Here is a 23,291-nt window from a genome sequence, read left to right as displayed (position 1 = left end):
TATCTGACATTGATATATATAGTAAGCTCAGGAACGATGTGTTCCTCGTAAGAGACCCATTTTTTCATAGATCAATGCCATTCTGCTAGAAACGTTGCTCCGCTCATAGGCAAACACCTCCTCTGTTCCGGCCGGCAGGTGACGGATGTCTGAAGTTTTGAACTTTTGATGCGAGGCAGACTTGACAGTTAGAATGAAGAACTGGAAACTAGTGGTATAAAAGATTAAATTGTAGGGATCCTATTTAGGGCTTGCTGAACAAGATTCGTTCCATTTACACCCAACGTAAGTCTCTAAACCCAAGCAGTCTGAAAAAATGCAAAAAGAGAACCCGCAGTCGCCGCTCCAGATTCATGACCAGAAACTGAAGGGCGATGACGGTCAAACTGGTTTCGGCGCCACGCGCCCGAATGCGACCTAGGCCCAATTTGCGCTTGCCTTCTCCAAATTTTCCTTCGATCGCATTACGCTGTACAGCGTCCTGGCGCTCTTGCCGACGATCGGCGACTTCACTTTGCTCTTTCGAGGGTCTGCCGAGCTTCGGGCCACTAAGGCGAATCCCTAGCGTTTTGCAATAGTTCAGGTTGTCTCGATTGCGGTAGATTTTATCGGCTAGAATGACGGCGGGATAATACCCGAATCGTTGTTTGTACGCTTCCACCGATGCTTGCAGCGTGGTTGCCTCGTTGAAGCTGTCCCATTGTGCCGTTTCGATCCAGGCGTAACCGTCCACCAGACTGGCGGCGATTTTGGCGCCGAACTCCACGTTCGCTCCAGCTTTGCCTCGAACCATCGGACGTACATGCGGCTGTTCGATACTCACGATGCGATCGGCGACGATATGTGTTTTCTTCTCCATCATTTCGCGCTGCTGACGGTAGAGCTCCGAGATGATCAGAAGCTGGCGATAGTGTCTTTTGCTCAGTTCCGTGAGAGGCGTATACTTCACGAGGGCTTCAATAATCCGCAGATTCCGTCCCACGTAGCCAAGTTGATTTTTGATCGCTTTGCGGATCACCTTGCCCGATGCCTTGCGTTGCTTGGAAACACTCAGGTACGATTTTCTGGCTTTCTCGCGGTACGTGCGCGGCTTCTCCATCGCTCCGACATGGGGACGGTGCAGCACGTCGATGATGTCTTCCAGGATTTCACGGGCATGATTCAGCAGCCCCAAGTCAGTCGGATACTTGATGTCCGCAGGCGCGCATGTCGCATCCAGCATGAGGGTGCCCTTGTTCATGACTTCCGCTGTCGGTGCGGCTGTAGATGGCAGGACGTGTAGCTTTTTCGCCATGTTGCGGGGTTTCTTCGCCACAACAGGGGGCTCCTCGGGAATAGAGAAAGCGTCCCCTACCTCCATGGTGAGCTGCGAGCCGCCCGCGTCGTTGTCATCGTCATCGCGATCTCGCTTGGACGATTTCGGTTTCGCCTCGACCTCTCGCTCTGCTTGCAGCGCGGCTTGGGCGATCCAGTCGTTGACTTCAGCTAGGATTTCCAAGCCGAGCCGTTCCCGAAAATGCGTGAGCAGGGAGTGATGAAACGGCACTTCATCGACATACGCGGTGTAGCCCAAGAAGAACTGTAAATATGGATTTTCCTGGATTTGTAAGGTGGTCTCGCGGTCACTTAAACCAAGGCGCTCCTTGATGATGAGCGAGCCGAGGGCGATACGTGCCGAGTACGCCTTTTGGCCGATGGCTGGGGACTTGAACGAGCTCACATATTTCTCTTCTACTTTGTCCCAAGGGATGATCGCCGCAAGCTGCACCCACCGATTGGTTGGATTTAATTTTCCGCCAAAGGGCAAATAGAAGTTTTCCAACAAGTCTGCCATATCTCGATTCAGCACGAACACTTTCGCTCACTCCATCTGCAAGGTTTTTTACCGATTTTCCGTGTTTTCTTTGCAGATGAATTCGACAAAAGTGTCTCTAAACCCTTGTGAGATAAGGATTTTTTGATTATTCAGCAAGCCCTATTTAGGGATTCTTATAGAGGAGGGTATCATTATGGAGCTTCAGCTATCTGGACAAACCGCGCTTGTCACCGGCTCCACTTCCGGCATCGGCAAGGCGATCGCGTCTTCACTGGCTGCAGAAGGGGCCAAAGTTCTGATTAACGGCCGCCGTGAAGACAAGGTCTACGAAACGATCGAAGAAATCCAGGGGCGGCATGCCGGGGCAGAACTTGTTCCCGCAGTCGCCGATCTGGGGACGGAACAAGGATGCCGCACCTTGATGGAGCAGCATCCGAATGTCGATATCGTGGTGAACAATCTGGGCATTTTTGAGCCGGCCGAATTTTTCGATACCCCGGATGAGGAATGGTTCCGCTTTTTTGAGGTCAACATTATGAGCGGTGTCCGCTTGAGCCGGCATTATCTGAAACGGATGATGCAGCAGGACCGTGGAAGAATTATTTTCATTGCCAGCGAAGCCGCCGTCATGCCTTCGCAGGAGATGGCGCATTACAGCGCCACCAAGACGATGCAGCTGTCGATCTCCCGCAGCCTTGCCGAGCTGACCAAGGGCACAAACGTGACGGTTAATACCGTGATGCCCGGCTCCACCCTGACGGAGGGGGTTGAGACAATGCTCGATACCCTGTATCCTGGCGAGTCGTTAACGATCCGGGAGGCGGAGCAGCGCTTCATGCGGGAAAACCGGCCGACCTCGATCATTCAGCGGTTGATCCGGCCGGAGGAAATTGCTCACCTCGTCACGTTTATCAGCAGCCCCCTCTCCTCTGCGATCAACGGGGCCGCGCTGCGGATCGACGGCGGGTTAGTCCGGAGCGTATTTTAGTGTGAACCTTCAACCGCAAAAAAGTGCCGTTGTCCCTTCCAGAGGGAGACGGCACTTTTCATTATGATGCGGCTGCCCACGCCCAATCTTGATGGGAGCCGCAGTCATTTTATTCAGGGAGGACAATGCCAAAATACTGCCTGAACGCATCCCGCTTCTCTTCCGGTGTCCGGGGAGTGAGAATGCGCACCTCCTTGCCGGCAAAGATCCGGAACTCGTCGCCTGCGACCGTGTTTCGCCCTTCCGGTGTGCGGATAAACACCATCGGACCCTGCCTGAAAATCGATTCCGGAGCATGCTCGCACCAGAACGAGGCCATCACATAATCCCGCGGCAGTTGGGGCTCTTCGGCAAAAGAATAAATGAGCCGCCAATCCTCCCCTTTCCGCTCCATCAGCTGCCAGCCGAAGAACGGATCCCGGTCAAGGCGGTAGCATTCGGTTCCCTGCGGCTGTTCCAGATGCTCCTTGATCAGCACAGGCCTGCCGGGGACATTTCCGCCTACTCCGACATCGCACAAATACCGGGCGCCTTCGGCTTCGACCTGAAGCACATGATGCCTTCGCTTCGGAGGCAGGTTCTCCTCATCGCGCCAAAATCTGGCGAAATAGTGGGTCACGGGAAATCCCAGTTCGCCCAGCAGCCAGCCAAACAGCGCATTGAGCTCAAAGCAGTATCCGCCGCGCCGGCGCACGACGATTTTGTCGTATAGGTCCCGAATGTCAAGCGATAGGGGCACACCGTTTAAAATATCCAAATTTTCATAGGGAACGCTGTAAATATGGCAGTGCTGCAGTTCCGCCAGCGTGTCCGCCCCATTGTCCAGCTTGCCTTGAAATCCGATCCGGTCCAGATAAGCCTGAATTTCCGGCGTCGGCGATGGATGGTTAGTCACAACGAGCTACCTCCCTGCTGTTATAGTGCTGCGCATATCCATGCCGCTTCATGCAAGCATCGGAATATCAGCCATACAGCTAATTTCTATAGCAGAGCTTGGTTCACCTTCTGCTGCTTACGATATTTACTCTGTTCAATACAAAAAAGCGCAGAACTGGAGCATTACGGGGTTGCCCCCACTCCATATTCTGCGCTGTATCGGTTTAGTACTCTATCATGCCCAGCAGGCACTCCTCTTATACCGCCGTGTATCCCCCGTCGACCAGCAAGCTGGCGCCGGTGATGAAGGAAGCATCCTCGCTCGCCAGGAACAGCACGGCTTTGGCGACTTCCTCCGGCTTGCCGAGCCGTCCCATCGGATGAAGGGCGGTCAAATGTGCGGTAATCGCTTCGTCCCTGCCCTGAATGAGCGGCGTGTCGATATATCCCGGGCACACCGCATTGATCCGGATGCCCTTGGCGGCATAATCGGCTGCCATTGACTGGGTCAACAGCTTCACCCCGCCCTTGGCGGACGCATAGGCCGTGACACCCGCCTTGCCTACATGGCTGTGAATGGATCCGCAGTTCACGATCGCCCCGCCCGTGCCTTGGGCCAGCATCTGCTGGACCGCATATTTGTCGCTTAAAAATACACCCGTCAGGTTAATGTCGATCGTCCGCTGCCAGCTGTCCGACGATAACCGGTCCGCCGGTCCGTCCTTGGCGATACCCGCGTTGGCGAACAGGATGTCCAGCTTGCCGAACTTGGCGACCGTTTGCTCGACCATTCGCTGCACCTCGGCTTCTTGCGTCACGTCAGTTCTCACAAACAGCGTATCGTAACCCTGAGCGTTCAGCTCCTCTGAGAGGGTCTGGCCCCTGTCCGAAAAATCGGCGATAACGACTTTCGCCCCTTCGGAGGCAAACATCCGTACCGTCGCTTCCCCAATGCCGCTGGCGCCGCCGGTAACGATCGCTACTTTAGAATCAAATTTCATGATTGAACACGCTCCTATGAATTCACTTTAATGTACAAACTCTTAGATAGTTGCTCCTGAAAAAGTCGATTTTCAAAAATAGTTTCGGGTTGCTGGCTGGGTTGTGAGGGGGAACTTTCCCTAATGATCGGTTTCCATGTTAGTTTTGGAGCATTTTTGCCGCTCTTTGCAGGTTGTGGGTCAGAATCCCGAAGCCGACCCAGCATTTTGAGCCGACAAAGCCCCGATACCTGCTGCGGTTCAAACCGTACTTCCGCTTGAGAAGACTAATCTTCGCTTCTCCAGCTGCACGGTAACGCTGCAAGTCTTTGAACCATAATTCGTTTTCGTACTCGGATCGGGCAATGCCTTTTTTGCCCTTTCGCGGCAAGCTAGCTCGCTTCACACCAAGTTCGGTAATGGCCGTTTCGTTCTTCTTGCTTGAGAAACCGCGGTCGGTCGCTACAGCTTGCGGCGCTTTGCCGAATTGCTTGATATGCGCCTGTACAGCGGGAACGAGCAGTTCATCATCCGAGGGGTTCCCCTCGTAGACAGCGTAGCCGGTCACAAAGCCGCTTTCCGTCTCGTCGATTCGCACCTTGTAGCCGAACTCAGTTCCTTTGGCCAGCTTACCTTTCTTAATCGGTCTTGCTTCCGGGTCAAAGAAACTGACGATCCGATCTGCGATGATTCGATTGCCGGAAACGACCTGTTTGGCTTGTTCCAACAACTTGCCGGTTAGCGTGACCGCCTCGGTCAGTTTGGTTTTACTTTGTCGAAGAGCAGCTTTGCCCTTGTCTTGCAGTTTCTCGATAACGGCTTGCGCCTTGTTCACAACGTTCTCGGCTACTTCGATTACGCTCCCAGTGATCCGGTCAACTTCTTCCCAAGATTCACGGGTGCGGCGACGTAGAACTTTCGCGATGGACAGAATCTTTTCCTTGATTTCTGCCGTACGATCTTCAAAGCCTTGAACAGTGTGGGAGGCGACTTTCCGGATTTTCTGAATCGTTCGAGTGATGACTTTTACGCCATCTTGCAACAGCGTAGCGTCTGTCGGGTGATGGATGTCGGATTCCACAACCGTCGTATCCGTGCGCAATTTGCGGGTTTTCAGAACGGCTTTTTCCTCACACTGCTTTACGAGTGCGGCATTGATGTCTTCGACGATCTTGTCGCCGTAGCGTTTGCGGGCATAGATGAGCGTAGACGGGTCGGGCATCGGTTCGTCGATGGCAAACCGGCAGAACATTCGCCATGTGATGCTGTCACCGACTTCCTTCACGAGTGACTCGTAGCCCAAATTGTATTTATGCTTCAGGACCATAAGACGGATGTACTTTTCAATTGCAAGCGTAGGACGGCCGCTTTTCTTGCCTTTCGGGTGCAACTCAGTAAACGGTTGAAGAAAACGGTCGTCGTCCAGTAATTGATCTATGATTGCAAGCTCGACCGGCAACTTTCTAACAGATTCCGGGAGAATGGCATCCCAGATGGTCAATTGCTCGTCTCGAAGTTTCAACATTTTCTTCACCTCTTGGAAGGATTCCCGAGGGCTTCTGTTGAACTCCTATAGCAAAGGAATTCTTCCCTCGGGGTGTGGAACTTTGTTATCTCGTCAATAACAATTTCCATTTTGAGGTGCTGAATTCCTTTTAATTATGCTCAAAACACCCTGACTTTTTCAGGGGAAACTAGATAGCCGTTGCCCCGCCGTCGATGACAAATTCGGATCCCGTGGAATACGACGACTCGTCCGATGCCAGAAATACCACCAGATTCGCTACTTCCTCCACCGTACCGAAACGGCCCATCGGCGCTACCTTTTTACCAAGTTCGGCTTCGGACATTTGGCTCACCTCCGACGCATAAGCGCCCATGGCGGTGTTGATGTAGGCCGGATGGATCGAGTTGACCCGAACGCCTGCGGCTGCGTATTCGATCGCGGCGTCCTTGGTCATCGTCCGGACCGCACCTTTCGAAGCTCCGTAAGCGATATGGCCGGATGCGCCCGTCAGCCCCGCAATGGAGGATGCGTTAATGACGGAACCACCCTTTTGTTTGGCCATGAGCGGCATCACGTGCTTCATCCCAAGGAAAACGCCGGTCACGTTGATCGCCATCATCCGGTTCCATTCCGACAGTTCGATGTCGGCCAGCGGCTTAATGAAATAAATGCCGGCATTGTTGAACAAAATATCGATGCGGCCAAACTGCTGAACTGCGGCATCCGCTATTTCTTTCCATTCGTCCTCATTGCTGACATCATGACGGAATGCTGCAGCTTCGCCGCCAGCCTGCTTGATTTCCGCAGCCGTCTGCTTGGCGCTGTCCTGATTTATATCGGTAACGACGACTTTGGCACCCTCTTCCGCGAAGCGGAGAGCCGTCGTTTTGCCAATCCCTGCTCCGGCGCCAGTAATCAGTGCGACTTTTCCTTCGAGTCTCATCGGGAATCCCTTCCTTTCGTATCTCACATCATTATGTTAACATGTCTTGAGATTCAGCAAAATTTAAACCTATTGAATTTTGTTTAAGGAAAACTTAAAGATTAAAGGACGATGCTACATGAATACGGAAAAGCTGGAGTACTTGGTGGAGGTGGCGCGGGCAGGTTCGATTTCCAAAGCGGCCGAGCAGCTTCACGTGACGATTTCAGCGGTCAGCCAAGCCATCACCAGTCTGGAATCGGAGTGGGGGATCAGCATTTTTACCAGGTCCAAGTCCGGAGTCACCCTGACTCCCGAAGGCAAAATCATTATCAAAAAAGCGTATGAAACGCTGGAGAAATATGAGGATCTGCTGGAGGCCGCCCGCGGATTTTCGGGTACGGTCAAGGGCCGGCTGCGGGTGGCGACCATACCAAGCCCTATGTCTCTTCTTGAGCGTGTCGTGATCGAGTTCAAAAAGAAGTTTCCAGACGTGAAGCTGGAGATCGTGGAAAAAGGCTCGCAGGATATCATTGACGATGTGATCCAGGACAAAAGCGATCTCGGACTCATCATTTTGTTCAAAAACCGGTTGATCGAACGCACCTGCCTGGCCTTCGAACGGCTGCTCCCCGTGCACATGGTCGCCGGCATCAGCAGCGCGTCGCCGCTCGCCGTGAAGCCCGCGGTCGGTCCTGAAGAATTAAGGCAGCAGACCGTCGTCCTCTATAACGACGATTATGTGAAGTGGTATATGGACGACTTTCAGTCACTTTATGGCCCGGTAGACGTGCTCTTCACCACCAATAACCGGGATCTGATCTTCAGGGCGTGCATGAATCATGGCGCCGTGACCATCGGGCTCAACTTTTCGTTCATGAACGAGCCGGCCTTCCGCAAAGACAATATCGCGATTCTGGACTTCGATCTGCCGGATCACGGCCCTGTCTACCTCGGCGTCATCCAGCGCAAGGAAAAGACCCATTCGCAGGTCTCCCGCCGTTTTATGGAGTGGTTAAAACATGACTTGGAAGCATTAGGGGCATCCATGCAGTCCTAAAAGGGGTTCAACTTGAAGCAAAAGAAAAAACATCACGACATCGCGATGTTTTTTTACGGTTCATATGAGGGATTCATATCGTTCATTCCGATGAACCTCGCCCCTGAATATCCCGCAGATATTCATCCAGGCGGTCCAAACGGTCATCCCACATCGATCGGAAAGACTCAAGCCAGTGGTCCAGCTCTTGAAATGGTTCGGTACGCAGCTTAATGATTCGCCGGTTGGCGGCAGGCTGCACTTCAACGAGGCCGGCCTCGTGAAGAACCCGGACATGCTTGGATGTCTGGGGCTGATTGAGTTCAAGCCGATTCGCGATATCTCCAATGGTCAGGGGGCCGCGGTCGCGAATGAGCTCGATAATATGCAGCCGGTTAGGCTCAGCAAGCGCAGTCAATGTTGTCGTGTTCATCTTCATGCCTCCTGACCAAATACTACCACAAAGGAATATGGAGAGAAAACGAAAATAAAAACAGCCAAAGCAAGGAAATTCCTGCTGTGACTGTTTGCGTTCCAAACAATCTATACAATGGTAAGGGATTGTCTCGCCTTATTTCAAAGGCTTTTAGCGTGACCGATTCTCCGGCTTCATAGGTGCCTCCTCCGGGGAGGACGCTGCGAACCGGTCCACCCTTTCGAAAGGGAGGTGATCGGTAATCAGCTTTCCGTAATATGCGGTCCTTATGATCCCCTCTTCATCGATCAGAAACTCGGCCGGAATGCGGTGGAAATTGGCCCCCTCTTCAGGCGTAAGCGGAAAACCGGCCGCCGCCGCTTCATCTGCCAGTTCATGAACATTCGGCAGCGCTAATGTAGCTTCTGTCTTGGATTCCGACGATTCGACTCCGTACAAACTATAGATGGCGGCATTCGGATCGGCAATGAGCGAAAAAGGCGCCTGCTGCGCGCCTACATACTTGTGCAGGTTCGCTTCCTGCGATTCAAAAAACGCGATGACTTGAAGCCCCTGGCGACGCCAGTCGGGGTACCTCTGAATCATTTGATGAACGCGTAAATTGCACATAGCGCATGCCGCATTACGGAAGAACGACAGCAGCACCTTACTGCCGCGGAATTGGTCCAGCGAAACCGGATCGCCGTGCTGGTCGATCGATTGGAAGAGCGGGGCTTTATCCCCGGTCACCAGCAGGTTAGTCATACGATATTCCTCCTCATGGATCTTCTATGCATGAGATGCATGAACCCACTTTAGCAGGAAGCTCCGGATTCCTCTGTGACCAGGTCACCAAACTCCTCTTCCAGCAGCTTGCGCTGCAAAATACGGACTGTTCCCCGGCTGGTCTCGATCCACCCTTTCCGCTGAAACCGGGCAAGTGCCCTTGTCACGACTTCGCGAACCGAACCGACCTCTTCGGCCAGCTCCTGATGGGTGATCCGCACCGTCGGCGCTTCCCCTGCCGTCATTCGCAGCAGCGCTCCGGCAAGGCGGTTGTCAAGCGGGAGGGTCTGGCGCTGCTGCGTCCGTTCCACCATGCGAAGCATGCCGTCAAGCAGCCCGCCGAACACGGTGGCGCGAATAGACTCGTACTCCTGTACCCAACGCATAAAGCTGCTTTTCCGCACAAACAGCACTTCCACTTCGGTCTCGGCAGTCAGCTCACCGGGATACTCGCGCCCGCTCAGACCGCTCAGCACCAGAAGTGAGCAAATTTCTCCCGCCGTCAGTAGGTTGATGACGGATTCGGAGCCATTTTCGCCGATCACCGTAATCCTCGCAGTTCCACTGAGAAGGAACATACCATATGCCGCCGCATCATCCCGATGGAATATTCGCGATTTGGCGCTAAAACGCCGGATGAACGGCCCGGACTCCCGCCACTCCTCAGGCGAAACCACCGTCAGGCACGGAAATACCTGGATCGGCTTGTCACTCGATTGATGTGATATGCTCATGCGCTATGTTCCTCCCAAATAGGTCAACCCGATAATGACTATAGTATAGAAGATATTCGGCAGCAGCAAAAGCATGACGCAGCCGCATTCACAGGGTTAGCTGGTTCAAGCGACGGCTGGCGGAATTAAAGATAAAAAAACAGCCAAAGCTGAAATGCGATGGCTGGTTGAATAGATAAAACATGTAGGTTGCACTGTTGATCAATCACATCGGCCTGTTGGCCAATTTTTTTCCTTTAAGCATCGATCTGAAGATCAGCCTGAGCAGCGGCGGTACGGCGAAAAAGATAAACAGGGTCCGGAACAGCTGGTAGCAGGTGACAACCGACAGGTCCCCGTTCACTTCCTTGGCGATCAGCGCCATCTGATCCATGCCGCCTGGCGAAAGGCTGAGAAATGATGTTACTTCCGTAATCGCATGAAACTGGGTCAGCAGCACGCTGAGCCCGAGGGAGCATGCGATCAGCACGACACCGCTCAATATGGCGAGCAAAATGATTTTCACTTTGTGCTTCAAATTTTCCGGTTTGAGCAGCAATCCGATATACCCGCCCATCATCAGCTGCGACAAGCTCAGAACCACCGGCGGGAGCGAATATCCCTCATATCCTGATAAATTGAGCAGGATGGTGCCGATCATCGGCCCGAGCAGAAAGGCTGTCGGAAATTTGATCCGCTTGCCAACCAAAGCAAATGCGACGCATACCACCGCGAAAAGCCAGATATGCGGAAACAAGGCGGACCAATCGGCAGACAGCGCCGCAGATGCGGCTCCTGATGCATGCGATCCCGAGGTATGGAACAGCGGGCTGAAGATCAAAAGAGGCACACAGAAAATAATCATGATCAGCCGTGACACCTGAAGGAAGGTCACGACCGTCAAATCGATTCCCTCCACTTCCTCCGCCAGCGTGATCATTTGGCTCAGCCCCCCGGGAATGCTGCCCATCAGCACCGTAGGAAATGGGATTCCCGACAGAAAAGCGATCATAAAGGCGATCGCCGCAGCAACGACCAGCAGCAGCGCCGTAAACAGGACCATCGTCGGCAGCTGATGCCCGATCTGATTCAGCGTGGACAAGGTGAAAGACAATCCCATCGTATAACCGATGATGATCATCCCCGTATTGCGCACCTGCCCCGGCCAAAAGAAAGAAACGCCTTTAAACAGCTTGGAGCCGATCATGACAAAAACCATGGAGCCCAGCAGCCATGGTATCGGCATATGGATCCATTGGAAGATGAATCCGCCGATGACGGCAAACACGCAGGTCACCAAAAACCGCAGCCATTTGTTGTTCCTCAAACGGCTGTTGTTCAAGCTTGCGGTGTCTGTCATTACAGGCTCTCAGTCAGTTCAGCGATTCGCGCCCCGGCATCCCCTTGGTACAGACCGCCATGATAGCAGATGACGTTTTCGATCGGATAGGCTTTGAATTTGGTGATCGACTGCATCGCTTCGTCCATATTCGGCGTCACCGGCGGATTCGGTCCCTGCAGCTCGCCGTTGTTAACGACCATAGCGTCACCGGTAATCAATGTTTTGCTCGGCTCATGATACAAGCTGATATGCCCTGGAGTATGGCCCGGTGTATAAATGACGGTCAGTCCCCCGCCGAAAGGCAGCTTCTCTCCGTCGGCAAGAAGGCGGGTCACATTGGTCACCTTTCCGGAAAAGGTCGCCTCAAAGGCTTCAGCTAATTGGGTCGGCAGCGACTCCAGCAGCCCCTTTTTACGGTCAGCACTAAATTTAATCATTGGCTTGAGTCCGTCGATGTAGGGTTGGTCTTCCGCATGTGCATATACCTCTACGCCCTCTCCCTTAAATTGAGGCAGGCTGCCCACATGGTCGATATCCTGGTGGGTAACAATAATGGAATGAGGGGCGGCAGGATCAATCCCAGCCTGAGACATGAGCTCTACGATTTTTTCGTAGCAGCCCGGCATCCCCGTGTCTACCAATACATAGGAATCCTGATCACGGATGATTACAGGATGAATCACCATTTCCCGATCGCCCATGGAAAGGGACAGTTCCAGCATTTCGATCTGATCCGAAATTTTCATACTTCACGCCAAAGCATCTCGCTTTGGCTCACCTCCTGTCAACTTCAATATCCGCATAAAACTCGCTAGTTCATTATATGACTCCTGAGTTTTTTGTGTCAATTCCTTTGTTGACCCTTGGCGGACATCATGTCAAAATGTGTAGGGGTGGTAAGGATGGAGCAAATCAAAAAGCAGCAGATCATCAATACGGCAATGCGTATTTTTAAAGAAAAAGGATATTTCGCCGCCTCCATGCAGGACATTGCGGAAGCATGCGGCATGGCCAAGGGCAGCATTTATAAAGTGTTTCCTTCGAAAGAGGACCTGTTTACCGGCGTTTTCACCTTCGTTCACCGGACGATGTTCGAGCAAGCCCGGGAGCTGGATCGCTCGCTGCGGCTGGCGGGGGACCCGCCGAAGGAAATTTTGCGGCGCAAGATCGAATTTCAGCTTCAATACATGCTGGAAAACCACTTTTTTACGAGCGAGTTCAAAGAGCTGCCGATCACCGCTAACGAAAACTTCCAGGTGGAATGGAAAAAAAAGCGCGCCGCGTTTCTGACGTGGCACCGCGACTGCTTCTACGAAGCATACGGCGATTCCATCTCCCCCTATCTTGGGGATATCGTGGCCATCTACCGCGGCATGTCGCGGGAATATTTGTCCCATGCCGTCCAAACGGCCATCGCCTGCCCGATGGCGGAACTGGCCCGGTTTTGCGTAGACCGGATGGACGCGGTCATCCGCGACATGATCGATAAGGAGCCGGTCCCAATTCTCAAGGTGTCGAGCGCCTATTTTAACGACATCAATCCGGTAGACCTTCCGACCCGGCGGGCGAACCTGGGTGAGTTTCTGCAGTATTTTGCCCAAAAGGTCCAAGAGCTGCCACAGCCGGAGCGGATTCAGAAAGAGCTGCTGGAAGTGATCGACCTGCTTCGGCGGGAGCTGGAACAGGATAAACCGAACGCGACTTTGGTCCGGGTGTATACGAATTTTCTGGATTCCGTCGACGAGCTGAGACCTTACGTGAGGCAGCTGGGTCTCATGCTGAATCATGCGGCGGAACCGCAAAAAGACAGTCCGGATCAGGCATAAAGGCCTGACGGACTGTCTTTTTTGGTTGTATTGATGACAGGGTCATACTCCTGCAGGCTTGACTCCAATGCCTTCCGCTTCCAGGCGTGCCCGAAGCTCCCTGGCAAAGGTGATGGCATGCTCGCCGTCACCATGAAGGCAGACCGTGTCGGCCTGAATGGTCACCTCCGCTCCGTCCGCGGAAGTTACCGTGCCTTCCTTCACCATGCGGATCACCTGCCGAACCGCCTGATCGGTGTCCGTGATGAGTGCGTGGGGCAGCCTGCGGGGCGTCAGCGTGCCGTCGGGCTGATACGTACGGTCGGCGAATACTTCGCTGGCCGTTGTGAGCGCGTACCTTGCCCCCGCAGCCAGCAGCTCGCTGCCTGCCAGGCCGTAGAGAATCAGGGACTCGTCCGTGCGGCAGACAGCTTCGGCGATTGCATCCGCCAGAGGAGCGGAGACCGCAGCCATGTTGTACAGGGCGCCGTGCGGTTTGACATGATGAAGGCGCCCGCCTTCCTGTTTGGCAATCGCCTGCAGTGCGCCAATTTGGTACGTCACCAAATCCATGGCCTCCTCCGGCGAAATATCCATGTTTCTTCTCCCGAAGCCGGCCAGATCCGGCAAACCGGGATGCGCGCCGATGGCGACCCCGCGGCTTAAAGCCAGCTTCACCGTCTTCCGCATGACCGAAGGATCGCCGGCGTGGTACCCGCAGGCGATGTTGGCGGACGTAATTTCCCCCATCAGCTCTTCGTCGGCCCCGATCCGGTATACGCCGAATCCTTCCCCCATATCGCAGTTCAAGTCAATCCAACCCATCAAGCCATCCGTCCTCCTTTAATTTAAGGGCAATCATCCGGGCAAGCCGCCTTAACCGTATGCCCTGATCCATCCATAATTGTTCCGCTTCCGTCTGACTGATCTCCCTAAAGCGGAGGGTTGAACCGGGCGGTGTCTGCGCAACCACCGGCAGGTCCGCACCGGCAACCTGGGCGATCTTCGGATACCCGCCGAGCGTCTGGCGGTCAGCCATCAGAATGATCGGCTGCCCATCGGACGGTACCTGCACGGTCCCCATCGTCACGCCTTCCGATATGTATTCCTGCAGGCGGTGAAGCTGCAGCCGCGGACCTTCCAGCCGGTACCCCATCCGGTCCGATTGGGGCGTAACCCGGAAATCATGATCAAGCAGCGCGCGCCGGCTCATATCGTCGAAATCGCCGAATTGCGGTCCGCGGACGATCCGGACGTAAGGATGCTCGCTGTAAGCGGGCCTTTCCGAGGCCGGAACCGCCCACCTCACCGCATCAAAAGGCTGCGTTCCCTTTGTGGATGGATGCCGTAACCGGCCTTTGCCGGTCCCGACTGGAATGATGTCCCCTGCCTTCAGCGCCCTACCCTTCATGCCGCCGATCCCGGCACGCATATACGTGCTGCGGCTGCCAAGAACCTCAGGCACATCGATGCCTCCTGCAACAGCCAAATACGTCCGGCAGCCTGCCCTCGGCCCAGTGAATGTGAGTGTACTGCCCTTTCGGACAAAGACGGGTCTCCACATCGGAACCGGTACACCGTCCATCTGCGGCGAAAAATCCCCTCCGGTCAGGGCTACCCACATCTCCCGCTCCATGCGGACGGACATCCCCGACCAGGTCACCTCGATGAGGGCGTCGCCCTCATCGTTGCCCACCAGCCAATTGGCCGTCCGGTGCGCAAATCGGTCCATAGAGCCGGAGACGATGACCCCATACTTGCCGTAGCCTGATCTACCCAAGTCCTGGATCGTCGCCATCAGACCGGGTTTTATGACCGTTATGCTCATGACTGTGCCCCCTTGATCCGCTCGTATTCCGCCGCGTCAATCTGACGGAACCGGATATATTCCCCTCCCCGCAGCAGCGCGGGCGGATCCTGATCCGGCCTGAACAGGGGAAGCGGCGTACGTCCGATGATCTGCCAGCCGCCCGGGGTTTCCACCGGGTATACTCCCGTCTGTGTCCCCGCGATTCCGACCGACCCGGCCGAAATGGCAAGCCGCGGCGACGGTTTACGCGGCGCGGCGATCCGTTCGTCGAGCCCGCCCAAATAAGGGAACCCGGGAGCAAACCCCACCGCATAGACCAAATAGGTCTGAGCTGTATGGATGCGGACCACATCCTGAGTGGTCAGGTTGTTGATGGAGGCGACTTCTTCTAAGTCAGGGCCAAACCCGCCTCCATAGCATACCGGGATGTCGATCACCACCGGCACCGCTTCGGGCGTTCCCTGGATGTCCGCCATATAAGTTTCCAGAAGGGACTGCACATAATCCATCCGGCCGGTCTCGTGCAGCGGTAAATTTAGCTCGAACGGATCATAAAACACGGTCACGCTCGTAAACGCCGGAACGCATTCGACAAACCCTGGAAAGGGATTTGCCTCAATGCGGCGGGTCAGCGCCTGAACCTCACGGTGCAAATCTTCGCTGACCGTGTCGCCAAGGTGCACCACAACCGCCGATTCCCCTAAGGGTACGACCCTGCACGTATCGTTTCGGTTCAAGGAATCCCCTCCTTCTGTATGTATAAATCCTCATCATTTATATGATAGCAGAGTCCGTGCGGTATGCATTCGATTTTTTCTACACGCTGGCACTTCTAACTGAAGACTGAAGACCGACCCTTCAATGCAAAAAAGGCGCCTCAGGATCCCTGAGGCGACCTTGTTGTATCTGAATGCAGGACTGCATCTTGCAATAACCGTCTTGACCGGCTACTCAGCTACAACTTCACCAAGCTTATCCAGCATAATTTTAGTCCCGTGCTCGCGCATCGAGGCTGTATCCAGTCCGTCGAGAAACGCACCATGCTCGGTATATATTAATCTTGTTCCCTGTCCCGACGCCTGGAACTGCACCGACACGACCGAGATGGACATGCGGCTGCCGCCTTGATCCAACGTATACGTATAGACGATCCGCTCGTTCTCTGCAATCTCCTGGTAGACGGCATCAAAGGTAAACACCGGCCCATCCGGAGGCCCGCCGGCATTGACTTCGCGCCCCCCTACCTTAAACTCGAAGCTGTCTGCTTTCGGAAACCAGGCTGACTTCAGTTCGGGATCGGACCAGGCCGAAAATACCTTCGCCGGCGCTGCTTGATACTTGCGTTCAATAACAAATGTTTCGTGAATGACAGATCGTTCGTTATTCATGGTCATGGCCTCCCTGGATTGTTCCTATTCATTGGATCCGGCTCGTTTTCCCCAAGCGCCTCCCCGAGCCGGTCGAGGCTGCGCTCCATGCTTGTCCGTTTTTCCAAAAAGAACTTTTCCTTGCTCTTCTTCATCACTTCAAGCAGTGCGGTAAACTCGTTGACCGTCAACGTTTGGTCATGCTGCAGAAGAGCCGATACGTTTTCCAGCTCCTGCAGGAGCCGCTGCTGCAACCGGATGGTACTTCTCAGGCGGTCCATCTGGATCCGGACAATGTCGAGCGGGCTGAATTCGTTCCCCTCCACGATTTCCTTGACCTCATCCAGCGACAATCCCAGCTCTTTCAGAGACAATATTTGCTGCAATTTGGCCAAATCATGCCCGTTATAGATCCGGTGACCGGATTCGGTATGTCCGGACGGAGAAAACAAACCGATTTGATCGTAGTACCTTAACGTTCGGATCGTCAGTCCCGTCATGGCCGCCAGCTCCCCGACCTTCCACTGCGTGTTCATAATCATCCCCTAGCTTCGCGAAGACTTGTACCGGTAGCTCTAATATAAAACATTACGCAGCGTAAGGTTCAAGGGATTGCAAAAAAAAAATCGAACGGCATCATGTCGTTCGATTTCAATATTCAGCAAACATGGAAAAGAATGCGTGGTATGACTAGGAATGCTAATATGGCTGGAAATATCATTTGCCGAAAGAGCCCGCAAAGTTCCGCAAATCCCCTTAGTATTGCTTATTTCCCGCAGTTTGTTGTTCCTTATCGTCCTGCCGCTATTAGGTGCTATTGTCTTTCTACTATTGTTACTTATGATCATTCGGCGGAGCTGAGTCATGCTTTTGCTTCTTGACAATGATTTTGCTTTTATCCATGCAATTGCCGGGCCGGTTCTTCCCTTACCCTTTTGCTCATTTCTAAAGCTGGCTCTTGCTGATGAACTACTCGTGTATTGCTCGGTGAATTGCTCGGTGAATTGCTCGTGTCTTGCTAGTGTATTGCTGTTAAAATTGCTGGTGAATTGATTGTCGCGCTATATGATACGAGATCTCGCTATTGTCTGCTATGTCCTGCGGTCGCAGATTGCACAATACCATGCCCACCCTGCCTTGCACAACTCGAGCTTCTCATACGGCTCCGGCTATTTTATTCGCTTTCGTCCGTTTCTGTCTTTATTTCTAACACATTCTAACCTTTTTCTTTCCTTGCCCGTTCATGACCATCCGCTTGCCGCAGTGCGGCTCAAGGGTTTGTCCGAACGATAACAATTCTCCCGACTATTCGGGCTGCTCAAAATACTCCACCTTGACGGCATGAGCGATCAGCTTGCGGAAATAAGCCTCATCCGGTAGAGAACACTGGACCCCGGTCCCCTCGAGGTACTCGAGCGTCTGCGGGCATGCGTAGCGGTAATTGGAGTTTTTCGCGCCGTCCCCCTCCAGCTGCGCCATGGCCAGCTCCAGGCCCGCCTGGTCCTTGGCCTGCTTCGGATCGAGAAGCCACTGCTCGTATTCCTTCCAATTGGTCAAGTCGATCGTATAACCGTATGCCTGGAAGAACCGCACCATGTCTCGATAAGATACTGTGACCGGGTTGCAGATATGAAACATCCTTCCGACGGTCGCGTCCTGAAGCGCCAAGGCGGTAATCGCTTCTCCCGCATAATTAATCGGCGTCATATCGACTTCCCAGCGAACATCCGGCGCTTTTTTAAGCAGCAGCATCGCCTTAAGCATGCGGTAAAACGCATTGTTGTCGATGTTATTCTGGAATAAGCCGTTATCCGACCGGCAGGACAAATTGCCTACACGATACACGGAAGCAGCGAGGCCTTCCCGGCCGGCTTGCACGACGAGTTTCTCGGCAGCCAGCTTGCTGTTGGTATAGACGTTCTCGACGTAAGCTTCGTCATAATCGGAGCCGGCCGTGATCGAAGCCCATTGGCCGTTCAGCGCCAAATCTTCCGGAATGCCGAGCGTCGAAATAAAATGGAACCGAACGCCCGGTTTGGACTTAGCCAATGCCAGCAGACGGTTCGTGCTGTCCACGTTGACCCTGGCAAAATAGTCCGCTTCCCCGAAATGCTTGACTTCCGCACCGCAATGGAGGATGGAGTCCAGGCGATCTGCCAGCATGTCCCAAACTTCCCCGCTCAATCCTAAATGCTCCTGTTCCAGATCGCCCTGCACGGCGATGACCCGATTGTCCATCAAACGTTTGACTTCATTCCCGAAGTATCCGACCATCGTCTGTTCCAGCCGGGCGTAAGGCTCCTGCACGCCGGATGGCCGAACGAGACAATAAATCGAAGCTTTCGATTGGCGAAGCAGCTCGTACAGCAGGTGAGAGCCAAGGTAGCCGGTCGCGCCGGTCAGCAAAATATTCTCCTGCGTGTATACCCGCCCTTCGGCAGAATCTTGAGGGTAAAAGCTCAGCGGAAACTCCGCCAAATCCTGCAGCGGAACGTCCTCACCGAATGCCTCCTCGGCTGTGGACGCTTCATGGGCCAGCACTTCGATCCGGCCGGCCAATGCGGCAATCGTCGGGTAGACGAAGAAATCGTTGATCTTCAACTGCGGATAATTCGGCTTGAGCAGCACCAGGATCTCCAATATTTTCAAAGAGTAGCCGCCGATTTCAAAGAAATCGTCGTGGATGCCGATTCTCGTCTGGCCAAGCGCTTTCTCCCAGGCAGCGGCCACTTCCTTTTGAATGGCCGTGACCGGGGCTTCATACGGCGAATCGTCCTCTTCCGGCACGATCTCGAAAGCCGCCAGCTTTTTGCGGTCGATTTTCCCTGTCGGTGACAGCGGCATTTGATCCACGAAGCACATATATTTGGGAACCATATAGCCGGGCACCTTTTGGCCTAAAAATTGGGCGAGGTCCTTGGAAGCAACCGACTGCCCGTCATTTGACGTATAAAAGGCAGCGAGCACTTTGGTTCCGTCCGCTTCGGTTCTTGGAATGACAGCGATATCCTTGACGGACTCATGCTTTGCCAGATTGTCCTCAATCTCTCCGATCTCGATCCGGAAGCCCCGGATTTTTACCTGGGCATCCTTTCTCCCCCGATACTCCACCAGTCCGCTCGGAAGAAGACGGACCATATCGCCCGAACGGTAAAATTTCTTGCCCGACTCCGGCGTAATCGGATCGGTGATGAAGGCTTCCTTCGTTTTTTCGGGCTGGTTCAAATACCCCTTGCCCACGCCGACGGAGCTGATCAGGAGCTCGCCGGTAACTCCGATCGGGCACAGCTCGTCGTGCTCGCTGACAATGTACAATTCATAATTGCTCAGCGGCTTTCCGATACATACTGTCGTCAAATCGTCCGGAACCGGATAATCGACGATATGGGAGGTTGCCACCGCCGTAATCTCGGTAGGACCATAAAGATTGACGATCGGAACCTGCAGCTTTTTCTGCAGCATGCGTACGGCCTCTCCCGACAACGCCTCGCCGCCGACGATGATGCTCTTGATGTTCGCGTATTTGGGCGCATCCTCTTCAGGCAAATGGGCGGCAAGCTGGTTGAAGAAAACGGTCGGCAGAATGGCGACGCGCGTCGCCTGCTGCTCCACCACCGCCGCGGTGAAGGCGTCGATGGAGAAACGCTCCTCATCGGTGAGCAGGTGCAGCCGGCTGCCGCAGGCCAGCGATCCGAAAATATCATAGACCGACGCGTCAAAGCTGAACGTGGAGTACTGAAGAATCACGTCCTCCTCGGTCAGATCCATTTCCCTGCGCGTGGACTCCGCCAAGTTGACGACGCCTTGATGAGCGATCAGGGCTCCTTTCGGCTTGCCTGTGGAACCGGACGTATAAATGATATAGGCCAGATCATCCGGCTCAATGGCAACCGGGGATGCTGCTTCCGGGTAGGAGTCCGCTTGTTCTCCCAATGGGAGAATTTCCGGCTTCCTGTCAAAACCGGCAAGCAGCGTTTCCAGACGGTCCACATATTCAGCATGTGTCAGGATCATCCCGGTTTGCGTGTCAGCAATAATGTAGGCGTTTCTTTCATCCGGATGGGAAGGATCCAGCGGAATGTAAGCCCCGCCTGCCTTAATAACGCCAAGCATGCAAACAATCGTTTCGAGGCTCCGTTTCATGAAAATAGGCACGAACTGCCCTTTTTGCAGCCCTTTGGACAGCAGCATGTTCGCAATCCGGTTGGACTGCCGGTCAAGCTGCTTGTAGGTTAACTGCTGCCCATCTTGAGTGACGGCGATCCGGTCCGGATACTTCGCTACAGTGGAAGCCATCATCCGGACGATCGTCGGCTGTTCCGGAAGGTCCATCTGCGTATCATTCAAAGCAGTATAAGCGGCCCGATCCTCCTCCAGCAGAAAAGGCAGGCGGCTGATTTCCAGATCCGCGTTCCGCAGCGCACCGCGAACGATTTGAGCGTAATGCCTGCTGAACTTGCGCACGGTCTGTTCCCGGAACAGCTGGCGCGCATAGGCGATGCTCATCGTCCAACGACCGGATTTCGCCTGAACGTTCCAGCCCAGCCAAGCAGGGCGGCTTCCATGAACCTCGCCGTACACCGCTTGATAGCCGAGTGGCTGCCCTATCATTTCTTCAAGCTCCTGCAGACTCAAATCCGCAGCGTCCAGCTCTACCAGCTTGGCTTCGATCCGCGCATAGACCTGCCGGAACGTATCCTGTCCGCTGATCGCTGCGCGAAGCGGCAGCAGTTCTCCTTGCCGGCTCACCACGCCAAGCAGCAAATCCTGATCGGCGCTCATCCTGTACAGGAACACCGCGTAACCAGCCAGCCACCAGGCACGAGGGTTGCCCAGCTGGCTCAGTTCAGCAGCCTCTTCCGGTCCCAAGTCCAGTGCTTCCGTGATCCGCAGCAAATCGGGCTGAATTTCCCGCACCGGCTCATCCGTGTAGAGATTGAGTCCGGGCAGAGGAAGCTCGAGTTCCTGGGACCAGTATGCCTTGCTGCGCTCGCTTATCGATGTTGTGTTCAAAATGTTCAGCTCCTTCATGATTACACCCGCAATTTATCGACTAAAGTTTCCAATTGGTCAGCGACCTGGTTCATCTGATTGGCGGAATCATAAATTCTGTCAAAGGAAGCCTGCTGCTCCTGGGCGCTCGTCTTGATCTCGCTGGAAACGGCCGAGTTTTTCTCCGCCAGCTCTGCAAGCTGTTTGATGGAAGCCGTGATTTGCTCGGTTTCGGCAACCATCTGCTGCGTCGCTGCAGAAACCTCCTGAATTTGGCTCGTAACCGAATCGGTCGCGATCATCATGCCTTTAAACAGGGAGCCGGTTTCCTTAACAACCTCAATCCCTTTGGCGACGTTCTGCTCGCCTTCGCTGATGGCCTCGACGGCCAGTGCGGTCTCATCTTGAATGAAGCGGATCAGCTCGATAATTTGCGTGGCGGATCTTCTGGACTCTTCGGACAATTTTTTGACCTCATCGGCCACCACGGCAAATCCCCGGCCTTCCTCGCCGGCCCGCGCCGCTTCGATGCTTGCGTTCAGGGACAGCAGATTGGTCTGGGAAGCAATCTCCGTAATGACCTGGACAATTTGGCCGATTTCCTGGGAACGGACCTGCAGCTTCTCAATAATGTCCACGGAATTTTTAACCGAGTGGTTGATCGAATTCATCTGCTCGATAACCTGCTCAACGTTCTCGTTCCCTTTTTCCGACTGATCCTTCATCTGCATCGAAATGTCCGACAGCTCGGATGTATTGCCGGCAATCGTGTTGACGCCTGACGAAATTTCCTCCAGCGAAACGACGCTCTCCGTGATGGACGTGCTCTGCAGTGCAACCCGCTCGGACATTTGTTCAATATTTTTCGTAATGGCCAACGAGTTTTTGTTATTGTTCTCTACAGCCGAGAACAGGAACTTCGACTGCTCCGCCGACTGCTCCGATACTTTTTTAATCGTCCCTACCAGCTCGTTGATTTGGTTCACCATCGTGTTGAATTTGGCGTTAACCTGCCCAAGCTCATCGTCGCCAGCCTTCAGCTGTACGGTAAAATCGCCTTTACTGAGCTTATCCAGCGCCGTCATTAACGATTTGATCGGGGCAAACGTCCGTCTGTTCGTGTAATACTGCAGCGCCAGTACGATCACCAGCGTAATCAGCAGTGCGAACAGCGTGTTGCGCAGCAGATCATTCTGACCGGTAGAGACCAGGCTGGCATCCACGTCGATGCCCATGTAGGCGAAGATGTTGCCGCCTGCATCCTGGAACGGATACAGGACCGTGATCCATGTACCATAGTTATCTGTATATGCTTTGGTAAACACCAGTTTTTTCGTTTTCAGCATTTCGCGGACGGCATCGGCATGAATTTTAGGCTGCTCGTACAGGTCGCCCAGATGCAAATTATCTTTGGCGAACATTTCCAGCACAGCCGACGGCATCGAAATAATCGAGGTTTGATTGCCTCCTTCGAGCTCCGGCCCGAAAATATACCCTTGGGCAATATTCGGATGCGTACGGGACAGCTCGTCAAAGATACCCGTCAGCTTTTGCTGGACAGCGGCGTTGGGATCCTTAACATCCTTTGCCTGCTCGACATCTTGTACCGATACGCTCTTCACTAGGGCATCCATCGTTTTACCGGAATCCGACTGCAGCTGCTCGGTCAGGACGGTGCCCTGAATATAAAAGCTTGCGCCAATGACGACAGCCCCGGTGATGAAAATATAAAGACTGGTCAGCAGCATACTTCTGCTTACAATACTTAAATTTCTAAACCGCCACTTCTTGAAAAATTGCTGAAACTTGCTCATTCTCGTTTCTCTCCTTTGGTCTATCTCTATTATGTAATCTTGCTGGCAACGATCCATCTGGCCATACTAGAAACGATCTTGGTTTTGTACGAATCACACCTCCCCGTGGTGAAAACAGC

20 protein-coding genes are annotated in these 23,291 nt (G+C 53.9%); 3 read left to right on the top strand and 17 right to left on the bottom strand.

Annotated features, from left to right (window positions below; genetic code table 11):
- Positions 1-274: 274 nt before the first annotated feature.
- A complete protein-coding gene (locus tag BCV73_RS09315; protein ID WP_481855787.1) occupies positions 275-1,855 on the bottom strand; it encodes an IS5 family transposase in 1,581 nt (526 codons plus the stop codon).
- 154 nt (positions 1,856-2,009) lie between these two features.
- On the opposite strand from BCV73_RS09315, the gene BCV73_RS09310 reads away from it, so the two are divergent.
- Positions 2,010-2,804, top strand: coding sequence for an SDR family NAD(P)-dependent oxidoreductase (locus tag BCV73_RS09310; RefSeq protein WP_089546877.1), 795 nt, complete (start codon positions 2,010-2,012; stop codon positions 2,802-2,804).
- Between the two features lie 109 nt (positions 2,805-2,913).
- Here the strand turns inward: BCV73_RS09310 and BCV73_RS09305 are convergent, their stop codons facing one another.
- The 4 genes from BCV73_RS09305 to BCV73_RS09290 form a co-directional block, all read right to left on the bottom strand.
- Positions 2,914-3,699: an arylamine N-acetyltransferase family protein gene (locus BCV73_RS09305; RefSeq protein ID WP_089546876.1), complete on the bottom strand. Its 786-nt coding sequence runs from the start codon at positions 3,697-3,699 to the stop codon at positions 2,914-2,916.
- A gap of 238 nt (positions 3,700-3,937) precedes the next feature.
- The gene (locus BCV73_RS09300; protein ID WP_089546875.1) at positions 3,938-4,681 is read right to left on the bottom strand and encodes an SDR family NAD(P)-dependent oxidoreductase; all 744 of its coding nucleotides are present in this window, start codon (positions 4,679-4,681) and stop codon (positions 3,938-3,940) included.
- Positions 4,682-4,820: 139 nt separating this feature from the next.
- A complete protein-coding gene (locus BCV73_RS09295; protein ID WP_019007868.1) occupies positions 4,821-6,185 on the bottom strand; it encodes an ISNCY family transposase in 1,365 nt (454 codons plus the stop codon).
- Positions 6,186-6,354: 169 nt separating this feature from the next.
- The gene (locus tag BCV73_RS09290; RefSeq protein ID WP_089546874.1) at positions 6,355-7,110 is read right to left on the bottom strand and encodes an SDR family NAD(P)-dependent oxidoreductase; all 756 of its coding nucleotides are present in this window, start codon (positions 7,108-7,110) and stop codon (positions 6,355-6,357) included.
- Positions 7,111-7,228: 118 nt separating this feature from the next.
- Here BCV73_RS09290 and BCV73_RS09285 point away from each other — a divergent pair, with 118 nt between their 5' ends.
- The gene (locus BCV73_RS09285) at positions 7,229-8,149 is read left to right on the top strand and encodes a LysR family transcriptional regulator (RefSeq protein ID WP_089546873.1); all 921 of its coding nucleotides are present in this window, start codon (positions 7,229-7,231) and stop codon (positions 8,147-8,149) included.
- A gap of 82 nt (positions 8,150-8,231) precedes the next feature.
- Here BCV73_RS09285 and BCV73_RS09280 read toward each other — a convergent pair whose 3' ends face one another.
- The 5 genes from BCV73_RS09280 to BCV73_RS09260 form a co-directional block, all read right to left on the bottom strand.
- The gene (locus BCV73_RS09280) at positions 8,232-8,561 is read right to left on the bottom strand and encodes an ArsR/SmtB family transcription factor (protein ID WP_218828120.1); all 330 of its coding nucleotides are present in this window, start codon (positions 8,559-8,561) and stop codon (positions 8,232-8,234) included.
- 153 nt (positions 8,562-8,714) lie between these two features.
- The gene (locus BCV73_RS09275; RefSeq protein WP_089546871.1) at positions 8,715-9,308 is read right to left on the bottom strand and encodes a peroxiredoxin family protein; all 594 of its coding nucleotides are present in this window, start codon (positions 9,306-9,308) and stop codon (positions 8,715-8,717) included.
- 50 nt (positions 9,309-9,358) lie between these two features.
- Complete coding sequence (locus BCV73_RS09270; protein ID WP_089546870.1) at positions 9,359-10,063, bottom strand: Crp/Fnr family transcriptional regulator; 705 nt, start codon at positions 10,061-10,063, stop codon at positions 9,359-9,361.
- Positions 10,064-10,268: 205 nt separating this feature from the next.
- Complete coding sequence (locus BCV73_RS09265) at positions 10,269-11,402, bottom strand: AbrB family transcriptional regulator (protein ID WP_089546869.1); 1,134 nt, start codon at positions 11,400-11,402, stop codon at positions 10,269-10,271.
- On the bottom strand, positions 11,402-12,130 hold the full coding sequence (locus BCV73_RS09260; RefSeq protein WP_089546868.1) for an MBL fold metallo-hydrolase: 729 nt from the start codon (positions 12,128-12,130) through the stop codon (positions 11,402-11,404). The genes BCV73_RS09265 and BCV73_RS09260 overlap by 1 nt, the downstream gene beginning before the upstream one ends.
- A gap of 156 nt (positions 12,131-12,286) precedes the next feature.
- Here BCV73_RS09260 and BCV73_RS09255 point away from each other — a divergent pair, with 156 nt between their 5' ends.
- Positions 12,287-13,210, top strand: a complete 924-nt coding sequence (locus tag BCV73_RS09255) for a TetR/AcrR family transcriptional regulator (RefSeq protein WP_179231938.1) — start codon at positions 12,287-12,289, stop codon at positions 13,208-13,210.
- A 42-nt stretch (positions 13,211-13,252) separates the two neighbouring features.
- Here the strand turns inward: BCV73_RS09255 and BCV73_RS09250 are convergent, their stop codons facing one another.
- The 7 genes from BCV73_RS09250 to BCV73_RS09220 all read right to left on the bottom strand — a co-directional run bounded on the left by BCV73_RS09250 (position 13,253) and on the right by BCV73_RS09220 (position 23,172).
- The gene (locus BCV73_RS09250; RefSeq protein WP_089546866.1) at positions 13,253-14,014 is read right to left on the bottom strand and encodes a LamB/YcsF family protein; all 762 of its coding nucleotides are present in this window, start codon (positions 14,012-14,014) and stop codon (positions 13,253-13,255) included.
- Entirely contained in the window at positions 14,001-15,017 is a 1,017-nt protein-coding gene (locus BCV73_RS09245; protein WP_089546865.1) for a 5-oxoprolinase subunit C family protein, read from the bottom strand. The genes BCV73_RS09250 and BCV73_RS09245 overlap by 14 nt, the downstream gene beginning before the upstream one ends.
- Positions 15,014-15,736 carry a 5-oxoprolinase subunit PxpB gene (pxpB, locus tag BCV73_RS09240; protein ID WP_089546864.1) on the bottom strand — a complete coding sequence of 241 codons (723 nt, stop codon included), beginning with the start codon at positions 15,734-15,736 and terminating at the stop codon, positions 15,014-15,016. The genes BCV73_RS09245 and pxpB overlap by 4 nt, the downstream gene beginning before the upstream one ends.
- Positions 15,737-15,946: 210 nt before the next feature.
- Positions 15,947-16,387: an SRPBCC family protein gene (locus BCV73_RS09235; RefSeq protein ID WP_089546863.1), complete on the bottom strand. Its 441-nt coding sequence runs from the start codon at positions 16,385-16,387 to the stop codon at positions 15,947-15,949.
- Between the two features lie 2 nt (positions 16,388-16,389).
- Positions 16,390-16,902 (bottom strand): MerR family transcriptional regulator, encoded by a 513-nt coding sequence (locus BCV73_RS09230; RefSeq protein ID WP_089546862.1) that lies wholly within the window; start codon positions 16,900-16,902, stop codon positions 16,390-16,392.
- Between the two features lie 769 nt (positions 16,903-17,671).
- Positions 17,672-21,379, bottom strand: a complete 3,708-nt coding sequence (locus BCV73_RS09225; protein ID WP_089550171.1) for a non-ribosomal peptide synthetase family protein — start codon at positions 21,377-21,379, stop codon at positions 17,672-17,674.
- Between the two features lie 20 nt (positions 21,380-21,399).
- Entirely contained in the window at positions 21,400-23,172 is a 1,773-nt protein-coding gene (locus BCV73_RS09220) for a methyl-accepting chemotaxis protein (RefSeq protein WP_089546861.1), read from the bottom strand.
- Positions 23,173-23,291 lie beyond the last annotated feature (119 nt).

Source organism: Paenibacillus sp. SSG-1 (assembly GCF_002224835.1).
GTDB lineage: Bacteria > Bacillota > Bacilli > Paenibacillales > Paenibacillaceae > Paenibacillus_AQ > Paenibacillus_AQ favisporus.
Note: the sequence above shows the minus strand (reverse complement) of the source record. Positions and strands in the feature narration are given on the sequence as shown.

Coding starts and splice junctions, on each gene's coding strand:
- BCV73_RS09310 (WP_089546877.1), top strand. CDS start 2,010: ATGGAGCTTCAGCTATCTGGACAAACCGCGCTTGTCACCGGCTCCACT.
- BCV73_RS09300 (WP_089546875.1), bottom strand. CDS start 4,681: ATGAAATTTGATTCTAAAGTAGCGATCGTTACCGGCGGCGCCAGCGGC.
- BCV73_RS09295 (WP_019007868.1), bottom strand. CDS start 6,185: ATGTTGAAACTTCGAGACGAGCAATTGACCATCTGGGATGCCATTCTC.
- BCV73_RS09290 (WP_089546874.1), bottom strand. CDS start 7,110: ATGAGACTCGAAGGAAAAGTCGCACTGATTACTGGCGCCGGAGCAGGG.
- BCV73_RS09285 (WP_089546873.1), top strand. CDS start 7,229: ATGAATACGGAAAAGCTGGAGTACTTGGTGGAGGTGGCGCGGGCAGGT.
- BCV73_RS09280 (WP_218828120.1), bottom strand. CDS start 8,561: ATGAACACGACAACATTGACTGCGCTTGCTGAGCCTAACCGGCTGCAT.
- BCV73_RS09275 (WP_089546871.1), bottom strand. CDS start 9,308: ATGACTAACCTGCTGGTGACCGGGGATAAAGCCCCGCTCTTCCAATCG.
- BCV73_RS09270 (WP_089546870.1), bottom strand. CDS start 10,063: ATGAGCATATCACATCAATCGAGTGACAAGCCGATCCAGGTATTTCCG.
- BCV73_RS09265 (WP_089546869.1), bottom strand. CDS start 11,402: ATGACAGACACCGCAAGCTTGAACAACAGCCGTTTGAGGAACAACAAA.
- BCV73_RS09260 (WP_089546868.1), bottom strand. CDS start 12,130: ATGAAAATTTCGGATCAGATCGAAATGCTGGAACTGTCCCTTTCCATG.
- BCV73_RS09255 (WP_179231938.1), top strand. CDS start 12,287: ATGGAGCAAATCAAAAAGCAGCAGATCATCAATACGGCAATGCGTATT.
- BCV73_RS09250 (WP_089546866.1), bottom strand. CDS start 14,014: ATGGGTTGGATTGACTTGAACTGCGATATGGGGGAAGGATTCGGCGTA.
- BCV73_RS09245 (WP_089546865.1), bottom strand. CDS start 15,017: ATGAGCATAACGGTCATAAAACCCGGTCTGATGGCGACGATCCAGGAC.
- BCV73_RS09235 (WP_089546863.1), bottom strand. CDS start 16,387: ATGAATAACGAACGATCTGTCATTCACGAAACATTTGTTATTGAACGC.
- BCV73_RS09230 (WP_089546862.1), bottom strand. CDS start 16,902: ATGAACACGCAGTGGAAGGTCGGGGAGCTGGCGGCCATGACGGGACTG.
- BCV73_RS09220 (WP_089546861.1), bottom strand. CDS start 23,172: ATGAGCAAGTTTCAGCAATTTTTCAAGAAGTGGCGGTTTAGAAATTTA.